The 16,909-nt window shown below is 64.7% G+C and carries 16 protein-coding genes; 6 read left to right on the plus strand and 10 right to left on the minus strand.

What is annotated here, in order from left to right; genetic code table 11:
• Positions 1-20: 20 nt before the first annotated feature.
• The 7 genes from V3328_RS02935 to V3328_RS02965 all read right to left on the minus strand — a co-directional run bounded on the left by V3328_RS02935 (position 21) and on the right by V3328_RS02965 (position 6,057).
• Complete coding sequence (locus V3328_RS02935; RefSeq protein ID WP_340328138.1) at positions 21-935, minus strand: nucleotidyl transferase AbiEii/AbiGii toxin family protein; 915 nt, start codon at positions 933-935, stop codon at positions 21-23.
• Positions 928-1,776 (minus strand): type IV toxin-antitoxin system AbiEi family antitoxin domain-containing protein, encoded by an 849-nt coding sequence (locus tag V3328_RS02940; protein ID WP_340328139.1) that lies wholly within the window; start codon positions 1,774-1,776, stop codon positions 928-930. Before V3328_RS02940 ends, V3328_RS02935 begins: the two co-directional genes overlap by 8 nt.
• A gap of 284 nt (positions 1,777-2,060) precedes the next feature.
• A complete protein-coding gene (locus V3328_RS02945) occupies positions 2,061-2,972 on the minus strand; it encodes a hypothetical protein (protein ID WP_340328140.1) in 912 nt (303 codons plus the stop codon).
• Positions 2,905-3,426 (minus strand): hypothetical protein, encoded by a 522-nt coding sequence (locus V3328_RS02950; protein ID WP_340328141.1) that lies wholly within the window; start codon positions 3,424-3,426, stop codon positions 2,905-2,907. Before V3328_RS02950 ends, V3328_RS02945 begins: the two co-directional genes overlap by 68 nt.
• A 2-nt stretch (positions 3,427-3,428) precedes the next feature.
• Entirely contained in the window at positions 3,429-3,632 is a 204-nt protein-coding gene (locus V3328_RS02955) for a hypothetical protein (protein WP_340328142.1), read from the minus strand.
• A gap of 701 nt (positions 3,633-4,333) precedes the next feature.
• Positions 4,334-5,101: an SDR family NAD(P)-dependent oxidoreductase gene (locus V3328_RS02960; protein WP_340328143.1), complete on the minus strand. Its 768-nt coding sequence runs from the start codon at positions 5,099-5,101 to the stop codon at positions 4,334-4,336.
• A gap of 23 nt (positions 5,102-5,124) precedes the next feature.
• A complete protein-coding gene (locus V3328_RS02965; protein WP_340328144.1) occupies positions 5,125-6,057 on the minus strand; it encodes an IclR family transcriptional regulator in 933 nt (310 codons plus the stop codon).
• A 31-nt stretch (positions 6,058-6,088) separates the two neighbouring features.
• On the opposite strand from V3328_RS02965, the gene V3328_RS02970 reads away from it, so the two are divergent.
• From V3328_RS02970 to V3328_RS02995, 6 genes are all read left to right on the plus strand, one after another.
• Positions 6,089-8,155 carry a hydantoinase/oxoprolinase family protein gene (locus V3328_RS02970; RefSeq protein ID WP_340328145.1) on the plus strand — a complete coding sequence of 689 codons (2,067 nt, stop codon included), beginning with the start codon at positions 6,089-6,091 and terminating at the stop codon, positions 8,153-8,155.
• A gap of 5 nt (positions 8,156-8,160) precedes the next feature.
• The gene (locus V3328_RS02975) at positions 8,161-9,768 is read left to right on the plus strand and encodes a hydantoinase B/oxoprolinase family protein (RefSeq protein WP_340328146.1); all 1,608 of its coding nucleotides are present in this window, start codon (positions 8,161-8,163) and stop codon (positions 9,766-9,768) included.
• A 25-nt stretch (positions 9,769-9,793) separates the two neighbouring features.
• Entirely contained in the window at positions 9,794-10,621 is an 828-nt protein-coding gene (locus tag V3328_RS02980) for an AraC family ligand binding domain-containing protein (RefSeq protein ID WP_340328147.1), read from the plus strand.
• 28 nt (positions 10,622-10,649) lie between these two features.
• Entirely contained in the window at positions 10,650-11,639 is a 990-nt protein-coding gene (locus V3328_RS02985; protein ID WP_340328148.1) for a TRAP transporter substrate-binding protein, read from the plus strand.
• Positions 11,640-11,762: 123 nt separating this feature from the next.
• Positions 11,763-12,374 (plus strand): TRAP transporter small permease, encoded by a 612-nt coding sequence (locus tag V3328_RS02990; RefSeq protein ID WP_340328149.1) that lies wholly within the window; start codon positions 11,763-11,765, stop codon positions 12,372-12,374.
• A complete protein-coding gene (locus V3328_RS02995; protein WP_340328150.1) occupies positions 12,374-13,651 on the plus strand; it encodes a TRAP transporter large permease in 1,278 nt (425 codons plus the stop codon). Before V3328_RS02990 ends, V3328_RS02995 begins: the two co-directional genes overlap by 1 nt.
• Before the next feature lie 242 nt (positions 13,652-13,893).
• Here the strand turns inward: V3328_RS02995 and V3328_RS03000 are convergent, their stop codons facing one another.
• The 3 genes from V3328_RS03000 to V3328_RS03010 form a co-directional block, all read right to left on the minus strand.
• A complete protein-coding gene (locus tag V3328_RS03000) occupies positions 13,894-14,670 on the minus strand; it encodes an SDR family NAD(P)-dependent oxidoreductase (protein ID WP_340328151.1) in 777 nt (258 codons plus the stop codon).
• Positions 14,671-14,801: 131 nt separating this feature from the next.
• A complete protein-coding gene (locus V3328_RS03005; protein ID WP_340328152.1) occupies positions 14,802-15,806 on the minus strand; it encodes a LacI family DNA-binding transcriptional regulator in 1,005 nt (334 codons plus the stop codon).
• Positions 15,807-15,845: 39 nt separating this feature from the next.
• The gene (locus V3328_RS03010; RefSeq protein ID WP_340328153.1) at positions 15,846-16,847 is read right to left on the minus strand and encodes a 4-hydroxythreonine-4-phosphate dehydrogenase PdxA; all 1,002 of its coding nucleotides are present in this window, start codon (positions 16,845-16,847) and stop codon (positions 15,846-15,848) included.
• Positions 16,848-16,909 lie beyond the last annotated feature (62 nt).

Below are 16,909 nucleotides of genomic sequence, written 5' to 3' on the forward strand. Positions count from 1 at the left end.
TCAATGTTTCGATGCAATTTTTATTGGAACAGATTCTTGAGTTCTTCTCGTTGTGCTGCGTGCTTCTCCGGGTTGTCGCGCTTCAATTTTTCCAGGTTCATCAGTTTCCATTGGACGGCTGGTAGACTTGAAGAATCTGGCAAGCCGATCAGATCGAAGTCCGGTTCCGCATCGTGGAGCGACAGTAGAAACTCTGCCGTATCGCCCTTCAGCCGTCTTCGGATGTCGGCGTGCAGGCGCTCGCGTGTATCGGCAAGCTCTTCCTTTGTGACCATCTCCCGTGTCATGCCGACGAACTCGTCATCGTAGAGGGCCTCGTCGAGCGGGGCCGTCGGCGCGAGCAGCTCATGCATGGGGCGGCCGGAACTTGCCACATAGACCATGAACACGCGGAACAGGTCGTCGGTTAGGCCCTCGTTGTCGTAGAGGAGCTTTATGTCGAACAGGTCGCGGGGATGCTGGCGGTCGAGTGCCGCATGGAGTTTGCCGCCGTAGAGGTCCTCGAAGGCGAGTACGTTCATCTCGGCGAAACCGAACTGGTCGACCACCGCATCCGATGCCATCCTCCTCGTTGGAGGGTGCACCGTGCCTCGTGTCACGGGAGATGTTTCGATCTTTATTCGTGCTTGGCCATCGCTCACCATGATCCGGGTGTCGTTGTTGCCGCCCCCGGCAATACGCCGGGCCAGGATCCGTGGGTTGCGCTTGGCGATTGCCGACATGATCCGGTCCAGCGTTTCGTCGATGTCCTTTAACGATGTCTTGCGATCGCCCACCGGCAGGTAGGTGAGGTCGATATCGACCGACAGGCGCGGCATGTCCCGGCAAAACAGGTTGATGGCCGAGCCGCCCTTCAAGGCAAATACCTCCTCACTGGCGATGTCCGGCAGCACACCCAGCAACAGCCGCACCTGATCCACATAGCGGTCAAGCATCGGCGGCGGTCTCCGTATCGGTTTGTGGCACGAAGTCCTGGGGTACGTAGATCCGGTATGTGGGATGGAGTTTGCCGCCTTCGACGAAGGCGCGGGGACCAGAGCCGAAGTCGATCTTTTGGGTATCCAGATGCTTGCGCCATGCGTGCTGATGCCGATCGGCGAAGACAAAGAACAGCCGACGCACCTTCACGCTCTGGCAAGCGGAGAGCAGTGTCATTAACTGCTTGGGCCGCAGCGTGGTGAGGCTTTCGAATATCTTGTCCAGATTGTCGAAGCTGGCGCCATTGGGCAGCTCGTCGAGTGCTTCGAGGATGGCTCGCTCGGGAGATGAGGCCTTGAGTGGCCAGCGCCACACGTTGGGGGCCTGATTAGTCGCCCGGGTATCGCCACTGGTATCGATGATCCCGGTCGGATCATCGTCAAAGAGGGTGCGCCGGCGCACGACGATCTCCGCGTCGTTGGGGAGGCGCTTCAGCCAGGACGGCACATCGCCATATAGATGGACATGCGGTGTTCGGCCTAGGTGCAGGTAGTGGGCGTACCCAGCCAAGTCGAGCGCGCTCGCCCCCCCCAGATGGACATCGTACTTCATGATCCACTGGAGCGAGAGCAGGGCGCTGTCCCATGGAACTTCAGCCTGGGCCGGAACCCCCTCCGGGAGGGGGCGGCGATATACGCCTCGGACGACCCGTTCGAGCCAGCCTCGCGCCACGTAGTCGTGGATGGACTTGGGGTCGATGCCTTGGGCCTTCAGCCATGGGGTATCAACCAGGAAGCCCGGGGGCACCTTGGCCAGGAGAGGTTTTAGGCGTTGCTGTCTTTGATGGTCCATAGCCATTGAAATGGCATACTTTCAAAATTCCGCCAAGCCATATTTTGATATATACTATTTTGCATGGTTAAAAGCCATGTAAATTAAACAATTCCAAAATACACCACTCCCTTGGCATGGCATCCCGGATGCCAGGTTTTTCACAATGCCGAAGAGAAAACTTGGCCCCCAGTGTAAGCCCCTCATCCATTGCGCCGCAGAAGGATCGGAGGCACAGGGGGCACGGGTACATCAGAGGGGGGCCTTCTTCTCCGGGTTCACAGAGACGTCTCGAACAGAGAGGGGTTGGATCAGATCTCGCCTCCGTTCACCTGCACGAACCCATGGGCGTAAGGACCACGCTGAACCGCCGCGACTTCAAGGTCATCCAGGCACATGGTCGACCCCGAAATCACGCCGTAGGACAGCCCCCCGTGCAGGCGCCGCAGCAACTCGGAGATGACGAAGGTCGCGGCGACGAGACCGACGAACGGCACGCCGACGGTACGGGAGGCAAGCTGGGCGAGGCCACATTGATCGAGCCCGTCCTTCTTAAGTTTTGCGTAGGCGGGCATGCCGGAAACATCGGGGCCGTTAGTCACCTCCGTCGCCGGCCACAGCTGCTCTGCCCGCCTCGGTCCTGGGAAAGTGTGCATCGAGAAATTCCGAAAGCTCTGGGGGCCTGCGCCAAGGCCCGACTCCACGACGAAATCGAAGCCGGCCCGCTCAAGAGCTGAGCGGGCCGGGGCGTTATCGACGCTGCAGAGGGCGACGGCGGGTTCGTCGTCGGTGCGATGCATCCAGGCGCCGAAGCGGCGCTCCTCCAAGAACGTCTTGAAGCCCCGGGCCTCCATCCAGTCCGAAGCCCAGCGGGTCTTCATGCGGTCGACCACGTCGAGGTTCGTCAAGATCGAGGTGCTGTCATTCGAGACGGCCAGCCGGTCGAAATCCTGGAGCACCAACTCCAGGGTGCCCGTCGGATAAGGCAGGCAGGCCAACAGCCAAGCGTAGGCTTGGCCGAGATTGCCGAGACCGATCAGCCAAAGCCGCGAAGGTAAGAAAGTCAGGCCGGGAACAGATGGGCCATCGGTCGTCCAGTCGACGTCGGGCCGCCACATCGAGAGGCCCACCGGCCTTTTTCCGGCCATGGCGTGATCACCGGCATGCAGCGAGAACACCTCTGCGGCGCAGATCGCCGCTGCCAGGGCGGGCGCCAACGGCATGCTCAGGCCTTCGCCAAGGCTCCAGTCCTCGCGGAGCGGCACGATACCGGCCCGCCAATCCTTCCAGGTCAGCCGCCAAGCTGGACCGGTCGTGGAGGGGGCAGTGGAGCCGATGATGGCGGGTTGGCCAGTCGGCCCTGATCTGATCGACGACACGACCGCCGAGATGGGCGACCGCCTCGGCGAGGGTGGGCTCAAGGGCCAGTGGAACGATAACCTTGGCGCTCCCCAACCCGATCACCTCGACACCGGCGAGGAACGTCCTGCGGGCGAGGTTGACTAAGGTCAGGAGGGCGATCTGGGCGTCCCGAGAGATCGTGATCTCGGGCCCAACGACGACCGTCAGGCCGAAGGTCTGAAGGAGGTTCATGGCCTCTTCGGGGGATCGGGCACGCCCGCTGTCCATGAAGTACTTGGCGGTGCGGTGGAGCGTGGTGTGGAGTTGCTGGTTCATCGTCAACTCCACAGGCCGGCGTAGAGATAGCCACTGCTGCACCGAGGCGAGCGGTCGTGCCACTGGTGCTCGCCGCGATACTCGTAGATGCCCATCTCCTCCCAGGGGATTGGGGCCACCGCGAAGTTCGGGATGATGATCGCGACGTCGATTGCGCCGGCAAGCAACGCCGACTGCTCGCCCTTGCGGACCTCCAGCCCCTCCATCGCGCCCTCCGGTCCCAGACGCCGCCTGCGCCAATCTCCTCTTCCACGCATAGATTGAGTGTGGACTGACGCCCAGCCGGTTCGAAGACTCCGCCAGCCTCGATCCGTGATCTACGCCACCGCGTCCCGTTGGAAATCGGCACTAGAATTGGCTCTGCACGCCATGGGCACCCCCAAAATTAGGGAAGAAGGCGTCTGCAAATCCAAGGCTGTTCAAACCGGCAGCAGCGAATCTGACGCCCTTATGCCTGCAAACTCATCGCGGCGAAGGCAATTCAATGGATGTCCAGGTGCTTGGCGACCGGAATACTGGATCTCCTCACGCGGGTCTTCGCTGCGATCGTCAGACCGGGCAGCGGTATGAAACGTCATATCCACAAGGTCGATCAATTTGGTCCTAAATGGAACATTTCATGTTGAGGTCGGTGAAGTGAAATGGCTGGCGCCGCCCGCCTCACTCGTTTTTCTTCCCGTCGGATCGATGCCCCGAAATTGGAACGATGGGCCTGATCTGGTCAGTCAGCTAACATTGCTTCTGCCTCAGCCTCCGGAAGACGAAAGGGCAAGCTTTCCGGTGGATCTGTTGGATGGCTCACAGGACCAAGCGCGACATCGTCCCTGCAGGACCTGTTGTCGCGAGCCCGGTGCGCGCACAGGCCTCGCCGACCGCATTTTGGGAAGTTGAACTTGATGCGCTGGGCTTATCTGAGGAACTCGTCGATCTTCAGGAATTTCCCTGTGTCCGTGCACTCGCTCACAAGCCAGACAAAAAAAGAGGCTGAGGTCTCCGTTTCGATGATCAGTCCGTCGGCATCGAGCGCGCGCAGGCGTTTTACCATCGACTCGTTCACGCCCTCCGGCGGAAGGCTCAGGAGGTCGGCGACCATCTTCGTGCGCACGATTCCGGGGTGTACGGCATTGACGTTAATACCCGCATCGCGTGCTTCTTCGGCAAGCACCCGGCTGAACTGGACCACCGCCGCCTTCGTGGCGCTGTACGCCGACTGTCCCGGCTGTACCCGTTCGGCGAGGCCCGACGCGACGTTCACGATCCGGCCGCCGCCGCGGCGCTTCATTTCCGGCAGGACCGCGCGGCATGCCAGGAATGTGCCGGTGACATTGATGCGGAAGGTCTGGTTCCAGTCATCCGGATCCAGCTCTTCGACATTGCCGACGGGTCCGCCGATTGCGGCAAGGTTCGCCAGAACGTCACACCCGCCGAACGTTTCGACTGCGGCCCGTACGAGCCGCTCCGAGGTCGCGGGATCGCCAATGTCTCCGGCAACGGCTATCGCCCGCGCGCCGCGACCGGTGATTTCCTCGACCAGGGCTTCAAGATCCGACGAACTTCGTGCGCCGGCGACGACCGCCGCACCCTCCGTTGCGAATGTCTGGGCAACCGCGCGGCCGATGCCGCGCCCCGCGCCGGTGACGATCGCAACCCGACCTGCCAGCTTCCCCTTCATCATCTCGTATCATTCCGATCCGGTGCTTACCCGGCCCAGGGGCGGGCGACGGGAGCTAGCCCCTGTGCGCTTTGCGAATGCAGGTTTGCCGAGATCTCGGCAGCTGCGGATTTGAGCACCTCGATCTGACGCTCGCTCGGCCGGCTCGGCAATTCGTCGACGGATCCGAGCACCGCAAGCGTGGCGATCAGATCCCCCGAAGGATCCAGGATCGGCACGGCGATACCGTTGATGCCAGTCATCGTTTCGTCGGGCGCGACTGCCCAACCGTTGTCGCGCACGGTAGCCACCTCTCTGCGCAGATGATCGGGGTCGACGATGGTCCGGCTCGTCCGCGGTTCGAGGCCGGCGCCGATAGCAGCTTCCAGCAGGCCGGGCTGCCCGAAGGCAAGTACGATCTTACCCTGGGCGCTTGAATGCAGGCCGAGGGGTGAGCCGATCACCACGCCGACCGTGACGCCGGTCGACCCGTCGATCCTTTCGATTGCATAGATCTGGTCGGCGTCGACCTTTGACAGGACGACGGTATTCCCCAACGAGTCCCGGACACGTCGCATGGCAGGGCGGCTGACGCTGAGCAGGTCGTACTGGTTGGCGACAGCGCTGCCCAACTGCACAAGTCTGATTCCCACCTTGTAGCGCTCGGTGTCAGGATCGCGGACGACGTAGCCGAGGTTTCCGAGTGTGGCCAAGTGCCGGTAGATCCGATTCTTCGTCGTCCCGAGTTCCTCGGCGAGGTCAGTTATCCGGCCAGCTTTTCCGCCGAACGACAGGATTTCGAGAATCTTCAAGGCGACAACGACTGCCTGGACCCCCTCCGTGCTGTTGTCCTTCTGCGTGACTTTCGGCATCCGCTTCCTGTGCTCCCGCAAAAAACGAAAAGACTGCCGACGCCCGCTTGACAGCGGCGCGGCTCGGCACTCATGATATATAGAACATAACATCGTTATGATGTTCATAACAAGGCGTTTGGGAGAGCATCCGGGAAAAATGGGGCAGCACGTCTCACTCGCGGTCGATATCGGCGGCACCTTCACGGACGTCGTCCTGCGCTCCGGCGACCTCATCGTCGCCGAGAAGACGCCGACGACACCCGACGACCTGCTCGCCGGGTTCTTCACCGGGGTGGGGGCGGCGCTCGCCAGGGTCGGCGCCCGTCCCGAGGAGGTCGACGGTCCGATCGTCCACGCCACCACCGTCGTCACCAACGCGCTGATCGAGCGCAAGGGCGCCCGCGCCGCGATGGTCTTCACGCAGGGCTTTCCGGACATCCTCGAGATCCGCGACGAGCGGCGCTACGACATGTACGACCCGCAGATCGAGTTCCCCCGGCCGCTGGTCGGCCGCGACAGCGTCCTGACGGTCGACGAGCGCACCTATGCGGACGGCACCGTCGGCCGCGAGCCCTCGGCCGCCGACATCGACGCCCTCTGCGCGGAATTCGCCGCGCGCGGCATCGAGTCGGTCGGCATCTGCCTCATGCATTCCTACGTCAACCCGCACAACGAGCAGCTGCTGGCCGCCGGGCTGCGCGACCGGCTGCCCGGCGTGTTCGTGTCGACCTCCTCGGAGATCGCGCCGCAGATCCGCGAGTACCTGCGCGCCTCGACGACGGCGGTGAATACCTATTCGGTGCCGATCACCCAGCCCTATCTCGACCGGCTCGAGACGCGGCTCGCCGACGAGGGCTTCGCCAGCAGCCCGCTGATCATGCTCAGTTCCGGCGGCGTCGTCGGTCCGGCGACGGCGGGGCGGCTGCCGGTGCGGATGATCGAGAGCGGTCCGGCCGCCGGCGCGCTCGGCGCCGCCCACGCCGCGACCGCGATGGGCCTCGACACGCTGCTCGCCTTCGACATGGGTGGCACCACCGCCAAGGTTTGCCTCATCCAGGACGCCCGGCCGCGCGTCACCGGCCTGTTCGAGATCGACCGCATGTACCGCTTCCGCGAGGGCAGCGGCCTGCCGGTGACGGTGCCGAGCGTCGACCTGATCGAGATCGGCGCCGGCGGCGGCTCGATCGCCCACGTCAACGAGTTCGGCCTGCTCAACGTCGGTCCGCGCAGCGCCGGCTCGCGGCCCGGCCCCGCCTGCTACGGCCACGGCGGCACCGACGCGACCGTCACCGATGCCGACGTGGTGCTCGGCGCCATCGACGCGGCGAAGTTCCTCGGCGGCGCCATGCCGCTCGATGTCGAGGCCGCGCAGCGGGCGGTCCGCCGGCTCGCCGAGCGGCTCGGCACCGAGCCGATGGCGACCGCGCGCGGCATCTACCGGATCGTCTGCGAGGCGATGGCCTCGGCGGTGAAGACGCACGCCTCCGACCGCGGCGTCGACTATCGCGGCATCCCAATGCTCGCCTTCGGCGGCGCCGGACCGGTGCACGCCTGCGAGGTCGCCGAGCTTTTGAACAGCGAGCTCGTCATCTTCCCGCCGCTCGCCAGCGTCTACTCGGCCTTCGGTTCGCTCGTCACGCCGGCCCGTCTCGACCTGGTGCGCAGCGGCCTGCGCCGGCTCGACGACATCGACTGGCGGCAGGTCGCCGAGGTCTTCGAGGACATGGAGGACGAGGGCCGGCAGGCGCTGCGCGAGGCCGGCTGCGCGGGCGGCGAGATCGAGTTCCGCTACGGCGCCGACGTGCGCTACGTCGGCCAGCACTACGACCTGATGATCGAGCTCGACGGCCGCCCGACCGTGGCCGACGGCGCCGCGATGCTGCGCCGCTGCTTCGAGGCGGAATATGTCAGGCGCTACACGATCTGCCAGGACGAGGTCGGCGTCGAGGTCGTCAACTGGCGGCTGGTCGCCTCGGGGGTCCTCTCGACGCCGCCCGAGCTCGGCCGCGGGACGGGCCGGCAGGATGGCGCGGCGGAGACGCGGCGCGTCCACATCTGGCAGGACGACCAGGAGGTGAGGGTGCTGCCGCGCGCCGCGCTCGGCGCCGGGGATACCCTCGAAGGCCCGGTGATCCTGGAGGAGGCGGAGACCACGCTGGTGATCCCGCCGGGCTGGTCGGCCTCGCTCGGGGCGATGGGCTGCGTCATCGCGACGAGGACGTGACGGGCATGGCACGCATAGACGACCCGATCGAGCTGGAACTGATGTGGGCGACGCTGCGCAGCGTCGTCACCGAGCAGGCCAAGGCCATGCAGCGCACCGCCTTCTCGCCGGTCGTGCGCGAGGCGGGCGATCTCGCCTATGCCCTGTTCGACGCGCGTGGCAGAATCGTCGCCCAGGCCGACACCGGCACCCCCGGCCACATCAACTGCCTTGCCTTCACCGGCCAGTACCTCGCCGCCAAGTTCGCCGGCCAGCTTGAGGAGGGCGACGTCCTCGTCACCAACGATCCGTGGGAAGGCGCCGGCCACTTCTTCGACATCACCGTGCTCGCCCCGATCTTCCGCGACGGGCGGATCATCGGCTTCGTTGGCTCGACCAACCATCACACCGACATCGGCGGCCCCGGCGTCGGGGTCGGTGCCAACGACGTCCACGAGGAAGGGCTCTGGATACCGCCGGTCAAGCTGTTCGAGCGGGGCAAGCCGAGCAAGCTGCTGTTCGACATCATCCGGCGCAACGTGCGGACGCCCGACCTCATCACCGGCGACCTGATGGCGCAGGTCGCCAGTGCGCGCGGCGGCGGCGACGCGGTCAACGAGCTCTGCGACCGCTACGGGCTCGACGACATCGAGGGCCTCACCGACCGCATCGTCGACCTCTCCGAGCAGGCGATGCGCAAGGCGATTCGCGCCTGCCCGGAAGGCACGTGGACCGGCGAGACCCGCTTCGACATCACCGGCGGCACCGTCATAAGCCTGAAGGCGAGCGTCACCATCGACCGCGTGGCGGGGGAGGTGCTGATCGACTTCGCCGGCTCCTCGCCGCAGATCAACAAGGGCGTCAACGTCGTCCTCAATTACACCCACGCCTATTCGACCTTCGCCGTCCGGAGCTGCCTGACGCCGCGGCTGCCGAACAATGCCGGCAGCCTCGCGCCGATCAAGGTGACGGCGCCGCAAGGCTCGATCGTCAACTGCACCTACCCGGCGCCCGTCGCCGCACGCCACGTCGTCGGCATGTACGTGCCGATGCCGATCCTCAAGGCGTTGTATCACGTGGTGCCGGACCGGGTGCTGGCCGAGGGGCCGGGCGCGGTGTGGTCGGCCCAGGTGATCGGCACTCATCCAAACGGCGCGCCCTACACGTCCTCGCAGTTCAGCTTTTCGGGCGGCATGGGCGCGCGGGCGCGCAAGCCGGGACCTAGCGCCACCTGCTATCCGACGGGCATCGGGGCGACGCCGCTGGAGGTGCTGGAGACCGAGACGCCGATCGTCTTCCGCCGTCGTGAGCTGCGCCGCGGCTCGGGCGGACGCGGCCGCAGCCCCGGCGGCGACGGTCAGATCGTCGAGTTCGGCGTGCGCACCGAACGGCCGTGGACGCTGAACGCCGCCCCGACCGGGCGCCGGTTCTGCGCGGAGGGACTGGCCGGCGGCGAGGACGGCGCTCCGGGGCGCTTCTGCGTCAATGGCGTCGAATGGCACGGCGAGGGCAAGACGCCGATGAAGCCCGACGACATCGTCTACATGGAAACCCCGGGCGGCGGCGGGTTCGGCGCACCGGATGGCGAAGCGACCGAGCGGGCGGGGGCCGAGGTCCCCGAACCGGCCGAATAGGACAGGCAAAGGGAGAAGACGCGGAATGGCACAGACGACAGCGGGCAATGTCTACAAGTGGAAGGACCTGCCGCAGACCAAGGTTCTCGGCGGCCTGATGGACCGCGCCGGGTTCCGCAGCGACGGAGCCCTTCTTACCTTCAACTGGATCAGCCCGAAGATGCCGCGCTGGGAGCCGCACAAGCATCCATTCGACCAGATCGTGCTGACGCTTGCGGGCACCCAGATCCTCGAGATCGAGGGCGAGGGCATGGTCTGCGAGCCCGGCACCATCGTCCGCGTCCCCGGCGACAAGATGCACACCGGCTGGCCGATCAGCGACGAGCCGGTGCTGAACATCGACGTCTTCGCGCCGCCGCGCGAGGACTACCTGTTCCTGACCAATTGGCAGACCGAGTACCCGCAGCCGGTGATCGACGAAGCGAAGAAGACCTATCACCAGAATCCGGACGGCGAGCCCTTCGGCGGGACGATGATCGAGGACCCGAGCGACCTCGTCTATTGCTGGGCGGATCTGCCCCGCGAGGACGCGCTCGCCTCCGGCATGCAGCGGTCGGGAATGCGCGGCGACAATTCGCTCGTCGTGTTCAATTGGCTGCAACCGGACATGCCGCGGTTCGAGCCGCACTCCCACCCGTTCGACCAGACCGTCCTCGTCATCGAGGGCAGCATGATGCTCGAGCTCGACGGCCGGGAGACGGAGTGCGGACCGCAGTCGATCGTGCGGGTCCCCGCGGGCGTCCCGCACACCGGCTGGCCGATCGGTGACAAGCCGGTGATCAACATGGACGTCTTCGCCCCGCCTCGGGAGGACTACCTGCACATAACCAAGTACCAGAAGGACTTCCGCTAGGAAGCCGATAACAAGGGAGGACCCGAAAATGAAGCACCTGAAGCCGACATTCATTCTGGCCGCTGCCGCCCTGATCGGCGGCGTCGGTATGGCGCAGGCCGTCGACCTGCGGCTAGCCCACGGTTCGCCGCGCGGCCATCCCAACTATACGCATGCGGACATGCTGGCCGGGGCGATCAAGGAAAACTCCAACGGCGACGTCAACATCACCGTCTACGGCGACCGCCAGCTCGGCGACGACCGCGACATGATCCAGCTCGTCTCCTCGGGAACCGTCGACATGGGCTATGCCTCGTCGGTGAACTTCCCGCTGATCCTGAACAAGGTCGCCTTCGACGCCCTGCAGTTGCCGGGCTTGGTGCCGACCTACGACGATCTCGCCAAGATGCTGGTGTCGCCGCCGGCCATCAAGATGCTGGACTCGCTGGAGGACGCCAATCTCAAGGGTCTCTGCTTCTCGGAAGGCGGACAGCGCCACTTCCTCAACAGGAACGGGCCGATCAAGTCGGTCGAGGACTTCAAGGGCCTGAAGACCCGCATCGTGCCGATCCCGCTGCACAAGGAGATCTGGCAGAAGCTCGGCGCCAACCCGATCGGCGTCCCCTATGGCGAGGTCTACACCGCCATGCAGACTAAGGTGATCGACGGCGTGGAGTTCAACATCTCTTCGATCGCGGCGGACAAGGTCTACGAAAACGCCAACTACGTGACGCTCACCGGTCACTACTTCTGGCCCGGCCTGTTCTTCATGAACAAGGAGAAGTATGACTCCCTCACGCCGGAGGAGCAGAAGGCGATCGTCGACACCTGCCGTGAGCTGACGCCCGAGTTCGTCATGCAGACCAAGGGCGAGGAAGCCAAGCAGATCAAGATCCTGGAGGACGCGGGCGTCGAGATCTCCGAATTCCCCGATCGCGAGAACCTGCTCGCGGCGACAGAGCCCGTGTTCGAGGCCTGGTCTGCAAAGGATCCGCTGATCGGCGAGTACATCGAAGAAGCCAAGAAGCTCAATCCGTAAGCGCTGGCGGCACCACGCCGATAGTGGGTGGCGCGCGGGTCGACGCGGTCTGCGCGCCCCTTTCATCGAGTGTCGAATGCCGGCGGCCCGTGCTGCCGCCGGACCTGATCGAACGAGGGAACGGTGAAAGTCGGATCTACTCACGACAGGCCAGACTGGTTCGCGGCCTTCTCCCGCGCCTATGCCGGCTTCGTCATTGTGCTCTCCGTCATCCTGATGATGCTGATCGTGGTGATCATGGGCGTGCAGGTCTTCTTCCGGTATGTCCTGAACGACTCCCTGATCTGGGCGGAAGAGATCTGCCGATACCTGCTGGTGCTGATGACGTTCCTGCTCGTCGGCGCTGCCTTCGAACGCGGCGAGATGGTCTGCCTGCATTTCCTGACGGGGCGGCTGTCGGTCCGCTCCCGGCTGCTGGTGCTCCTGCCGATGCACGCGCTGATGACCGTCTTCCTGCTCACGCTCGCCTGGTACGGGATCGGCTTCGCCAGCCTGAACTCGCATTTCACCATCCCGGCGATCGACTTCATCGGCACGGCCCTGACCGGCCGGGAGATCAATCTCGCCCTGTCGATGTACTGGATGTACATGCTGGTGCCGGTGGCCTGCGTGATCCTCAGCGCGCATTTCATCTTTGCCATGATCCGGATGGTGCGCGGGCTCCTCGGGCTTGCCGACCCCGAAGCGGCTCTGCCGCCCGGCCACAACCTGATTCCCTCGGACTGGATACGCTGATGGGACCGTTCCTGGGCGGGTTTGGAGTCCTGCTGGCGCTCGGCGTGCCGATTGCCCTGGCGCTCGGGCTGGCATCGTTCGGCTACCTGTTCTTCACCGGCAACATCGGCCTGATGAAGATCTTCCCGCAGCGAATCTTCGGCAGCGTCGACCAGTTCGTGCTGCTGACCGTGCCGCTGTTCCTGCTCGCCGGCAACCTGATGAATTTCTCCGGCATCACCGAGCGGATCGTGCGCTTCGCCAACGCCTGCATCGGCCACGTTCGCGGCGGCCTGTCGCTGGTCAATGTCATCGCCTCGATGTTCTTCGCCGGCATCAGCGGCGCGGCCGCGGCTGACACGTCGGCGCTTGGCAGCGTGCTCATCCCGGCGATGGTGCGGGACGGCTATCCTAAGGCCTACGCGGCGGCGCTGACGGCAGCGAGTTCGGTGATGGGCTCGATCATTCCGCCGAGCATCATCATGGTCATCTACGGGGTCTTGACCGGTACCTCGATCGCCCAGCTTTTCGTCGCCGGGATGGTTCCCGGCGTGATGCTGTGCATCGGCCTGTCAGTGTACGCCTGGTGGATGGCGAAGACCCACAACTACCCTGTGATGGAGCGCGTCACGTTCCGCGAACGCGCCAACGCCACGGTCGCCGCCGTCCCCGTCCTCGTGCTGCCGGCGATCATCCTCGGCGGCATCCTGTTCGGCATCTTCACGCCGACGGAATCGGCGGCGGTCGCCGTCATCTATGCGCTGCTGATCGGCACGCTGTACCGCACGCTGAACTGGCGCACGATCTGGCGGCCGCTGGTCGACACGGCGCTCACCACCTCGGCGATCATGCTGATCGTCGCGATGGCCTCGATGGTCCAGTTCATCTTCTCGTTCGAGCGCCTGCCCGAGCAGATCACCCGGTTCATGCTGGGGATCACCGAGAACCGCTACCTGCTGATCCTGATGATCAACATTCTGCTGCTGATCCTCGGCACCTTCCTGGAGCCGATCGCCGCGATGATCATTTCGCTGCCGGTGCTGATCGAGGTCGCCAAGGTCATCCAGATCGACCCGGTCCACTTCGGCACCATCGTCGTCCTCAATCTGGCAATCGGGCTGACGACGCCGCCGGTCGGGATCTGCCTGTTCATCGCCTGCGCGATCGGCAAGGTGTCGCTCGAGGAGATCAGCCGGGCGATCCTGCCCATGCTGATGATCGGCATCGCCGTGCTGATGATCGTCTCCTACGCCCCGGACGTCGTCCTGTTCCTGCCTTCCCTAGCCTTCGACAGATAGGATTTTGGTGGTGAAGAACATTGGAACCCGATCCGACTGTTCCACCAGAAATCCAGACAAGATCTGGAACTATTATGTTTTTTGAATGTGATGATATTCACCCCGCAATCTACCCACAAAGGAAAAAGGCCCGACGCAGCGAGGAGTGCCGAACCTTGATCCCGTTCGGCATGTTGAACCGCACGACGCGGCAATACGGCGTATGCACCCGAACGTCGGGACAGCAACTCAGATATGGGTTCTCAGTCGGCGGTCCAGCCGCCATCGACGACAATGGATGAGCCCGTCATCAGTGATGACGCGTCGGAGGCGAGAAAAACCACCGCTCCGGTGATATCGCCTACCTGACCGACGCGGCCGAATTTGATCTTTGACAGTACATCTTCCCTGAATGCAGGGTCGCTGAGAAACTGCGTTGCGAGTGGCGTTTCTATGAACGTCGGGCAGATCGTATTGACGCGAATGCCGTGCGGCGCGAGATCGACGGAGGCGGCCTTCGTCATGCCCTCCATCGCCCATTTCGAGGCGCAGTAGACGCTGCGGGTCGCCGCCCCGACGTGGCCCATCTGCGAGGACATGTTGATGATGCTGCCGGCGACGCCCTCTTCGGCCATCCGCCGCGCCGCGATCTGGGCGACGAAGTAGGCGGCGCGCAGATTGAGCGCCATCACCGCGTCGAAATCCTCCCGCTTCACCTCAAGGAACGGGGCGGTGCGATTGAAGCCGGCATTGTTGACGAGGATGTCGAAGGCCGGCCGCGCGCCGATGAAGGCCTCGACGGCATCGAGGTCGAGCACGTCGAGGCTCACTGCGTCGGCCTTGCCGCCGCGCGCGACGATGTCGGCGGCGACGCTGTCGATGTCGGCCTGGGTGCGGGCGATCAGGCAGACCTCGGCGCCGTAGTCGGCGAGCGCCTGGGCGGCGGCCAGTCCGATCCCGCGGCCGGCGCCAGTGACCATGGCCCGCTTACCGTCGAGACGGAAGTCGGGGCTGCTGGCGCTGTGTCTTGCTTCGTTCATCTTATCAATCTCCCTTGCCGGCGGCGCGTCGGGTGAGAATACGTATGCACAGCGCCGCCGCAACTGCTACGCATGTGGGTGGAAAGGTCAACGACGATGACGGTCTGGCGGTGGGCGGTGACCGAGGACGGTCAGGTTGCGACGGGCGCCGACAGCCGGGCGGATCCACGCACCATCAGCTTGCCCGGCACCTGCACCGCCATCGGCGGGAAGTTGTCGGGATCGAACAGCAGCGACAGGGTGCGGGACACCATGGCGCGGATCGGCTGGCGGACGGTGGTCAGGTCGTAGGCCGGCCAGGAAGCCGGTGGAATGTCGTCGAAGCCGACGATCGAGATGTCGTCCGGCACCTTCATGCCGAGCTTGGAGCGGACCGCGTCCAGCGCGCCGAGCGCCATCACGTCGGCGATGCAGAAGATCGCGTCGGGCTTCCGGCGCCCCTTCATCAGGCGCAGCGCCGCCTCGTAGGCGCCGTCATAGGTGTTGCCGCCGATCTCGTCGCCGACGAGCTCCAGCCCGTGCAGGCGCAATTCCTCCTCGAACCCCGCGTAGCGCTCGCGGTGGGTCGAGGTATCCGGCCGGCCGCCGATGATCGCCAGCCTGCGGTGGCCTGAGTTGATCAGCCGGCGGGCGACCTCGATCGACGCCGCCCGGTTCTCGCAGCAGACGGAGTTCACAGAAAAGTCCTCGAGCGACCGGTTGAACAGCACCACCCGGGTCCGGCGGTTCTGCAGCAGGTCGCGCATGTGCGACGACAGCACCGCCGATGTGATGACGACCCCGTCGACCTGGTATTGCAGCATCGACGGCAGTACGTCATCGACCTCGAAGCCCGCCGGCACCGAGATCAGCATCAACTGCTTGCCCATCTGGTGGAGCTGCTGCGTCATCAGGTCCAGAACCGCCGGATAGAAGGGGTTCAGTATGTCCGCCATGATCAGCCCGACCATGTTGGTTTTGTTGGTCTGCAGGCTGCGGGCAATCTCGTTGGGCGTATAGCCCAGATCCGCTGCCGCCTTCTGGATCTTTCTCTTGGTTTCCTTGGAGATCCGGCTGTCATCGGCGAGCGCGCGGGACACCGTGGACTGCGAAACCCCGACCGCCCTGGCTACGTCGACGGAAGTGACTCGCTTCATCAAAGGCGTTTCCGGATGTCCTGATTGCAGTGCATAAACTTATGCATCGAGTTGCTTCGCCGTGGCAAGCTGGCAGGCGAGATCGAAGGCGCCGATCATGCCGGAGGGATCGGCGCGGTTCTGCCCGACGATGTCGTAGGCGGTGCCCTGTGACGCGGTGACGACCGGCAGCGGCAAGCCGCCGAGGATCGTCGACGTCGCGCCGAAGCCGAGCGCCTTCAGCGCGATCTGCCCCTGATCGTGGAACATGGTGATGACGAGGTCGATGCCCTCCGCCTCGACCCTGAGGAAGACCGTGTCGGCGGGATAGAGCCCGGCGATGTCGTACCCCTCCGCTCGCAATTCGTCGATCGCCGGTCCCAGGATGTCGATTTCCTCGCGTCCCATGGCGCCGCCCTCGCCGAGATGCGGGTTCAGACCGGCGACCGCGATTCGCGGCGGGCGGCCCTGCGCGGCGGCGAAGGTCTCCGCACCCAGTCGGGTTGCCCTGCCGACGGTCTCGATACTGATCGTCCGTGCGACCTCCGCCAGCGGAATGTGCGAGGTGACCCGTGAGGTCCAGACGCGGCCCTGCTTGTTGAGCTCGCAGGTGAAGGTGTCGACGCCGAGCCGATCGGCGAAGAAATGCAACTCGTCGATGGCCGTGTGGCCGGCGAGCCACATGGCCTGCTTGTTGAGCGGTGCGTATACGATTGCATCGATTTCGCCGCGATTTGCGGCCGCCGCTGCGGCCTCCATCGCCTCAAGCGTCGCGGCGCCGCCCTCCGCGCTCGCCGCGCCGGGCCGGATCTCCGGACCCTCGAATGTGGCCAGCAGCGCCACCCGCGCATCGGCAGACATGTCGGCGACAGCGGCGACGCCGGGCACCCGGTTTTCCCCGTATCCCGCGATTTTCATGCCGTTCTCGAGGCTGCGGCGGCTGCCGAACGCGACGATTTGCAGGTCCTCGCGATCCGTCCTGGCGGCGATCAGTTTGGCGCAGATTTCAGGACCCACGCCGGCCGGGTCGCCGAGGATCAGGCCGATTGTCGTGCGATTCATCGCATCCTCCCGTTTGACAATTCCGAAAACTGACTCCATCATAGTGCATACGTATGCTCAAC

Source organism: Microbaculum marinum (genome assembly GCF_037855135.1).
Taxonomy (GTDB): domain Bacteria; phylum Pseudomonadota; class Alphaproteobacteria; order Rhizobiales; family Tepidamorphaceae; genus Microbaculum; species Microbaculum marinum.

Bases quoted from the DNA above. Each gene is read 5' to 3' on its own strand.
- V3328_RS02935 (WP_340328138.1), bottom strand. From the start codon at position 935: ATGCTTGACCGCTATGTGGATCAGGTGCGGCTGTTGCTGGGTGTGCTG.
- V3328_RS02940 (WP_340328139.1), bottom strand. From the start codon at position 1,776: ATGGCTATGGACCATCAAAGACAGCAACGCCTAAAACCTCTCCTGGCC.
- V3328_RS02945 (WP_340328140.1), bottom strand. From the start codon at position 2,972: ATGCCGTTGGCGCCCGCCCTGGCAGCGGCGATCTGCGCCGCAGAGGTG.
- V3328_RS02950 (WP_340328141.1), bottom strand. From the start codon at position 3,426: ATGAACCAGCAACTCCACACCACGCTCCACCGCACCGCCAAGTACTTC.
- V3328_RS02955 (WP_340328142.1), bottom strand. From the start codon at position 3,632: ATGGAGGGGCTGGAGGTCCGCAAGGGCGAGCAGTCGGCGTTGCTTGCC.
- V3328_RS02960 (WP_340328143.1), bottom strand. From the start codon at position 5,101: ATGATGAAGGGGAAGCTGGCAGGTCGGGTTGCGATCGTCACCGGCGCG.
- V3328_RS02965 (WP_340328144.1), bottom strand. From the start codon at position 6,057: ATGAACATCATAACGATGTTATGTTCTATATATCATGAGTGCCGAGCC.
- V3328_RS02970 (WP_340328145.1), top strand. From the start codon at position 6,089: ATGGGGCAGCACGTCTCACTCGCGGTCGATATCGGCGGCACCTTCACG.
- V3328_RS02975 (WP_340328146.1), top strand. From the start codon at position 8,161: ATGGCACGCATAGACGACCCGATCGAGCTGGAACTGATGTGGGCGACG.
- V3328_RS02980 (WP_340328147.1), top strand. From the start codon at position 9,794: ATGGCACAGACGACAGCGGGCAATGTCTACAAGTGGAAGGACCTGCCG.
- V3328_RS02985 (WP_340328148.1), top strand. From the start codon at position 10,650: ATGAAGCACCTGAAGCCGACATTCATTCTGGCCGCTGCCGCCCTGATC.
- V3328_RS02995 (WP_340328150.1), top strand. From the start codon at position 12,374: ATGGGACCGTTCCTGGGCGGGTTTGGAGTCCTGCTGGCGCTCGGCGTG.
- V3328_RS03000 (WP_340328151.1), bottom strand. From the start codon at position 14,670: ATGAACGAAGCAAGACACAGCGCCAGCAGCCCCGACTTCCGTCTCGAC.
- V3328_RS03005 (WP_340328152.1), bottom strand. From the start codon at position 15,806: ATGAAGCGAGTCACTTCCGTCGACGTAGCCAGGGCGGTCGGGGTTTCG.
- V3328_RS03010 (WP_340328153.1), bottom strand. From the start codon at position 16,847: ATGAATCGCACGACAATCGGCCTGATCCTCGGCGACCCGGCCGGCGTG.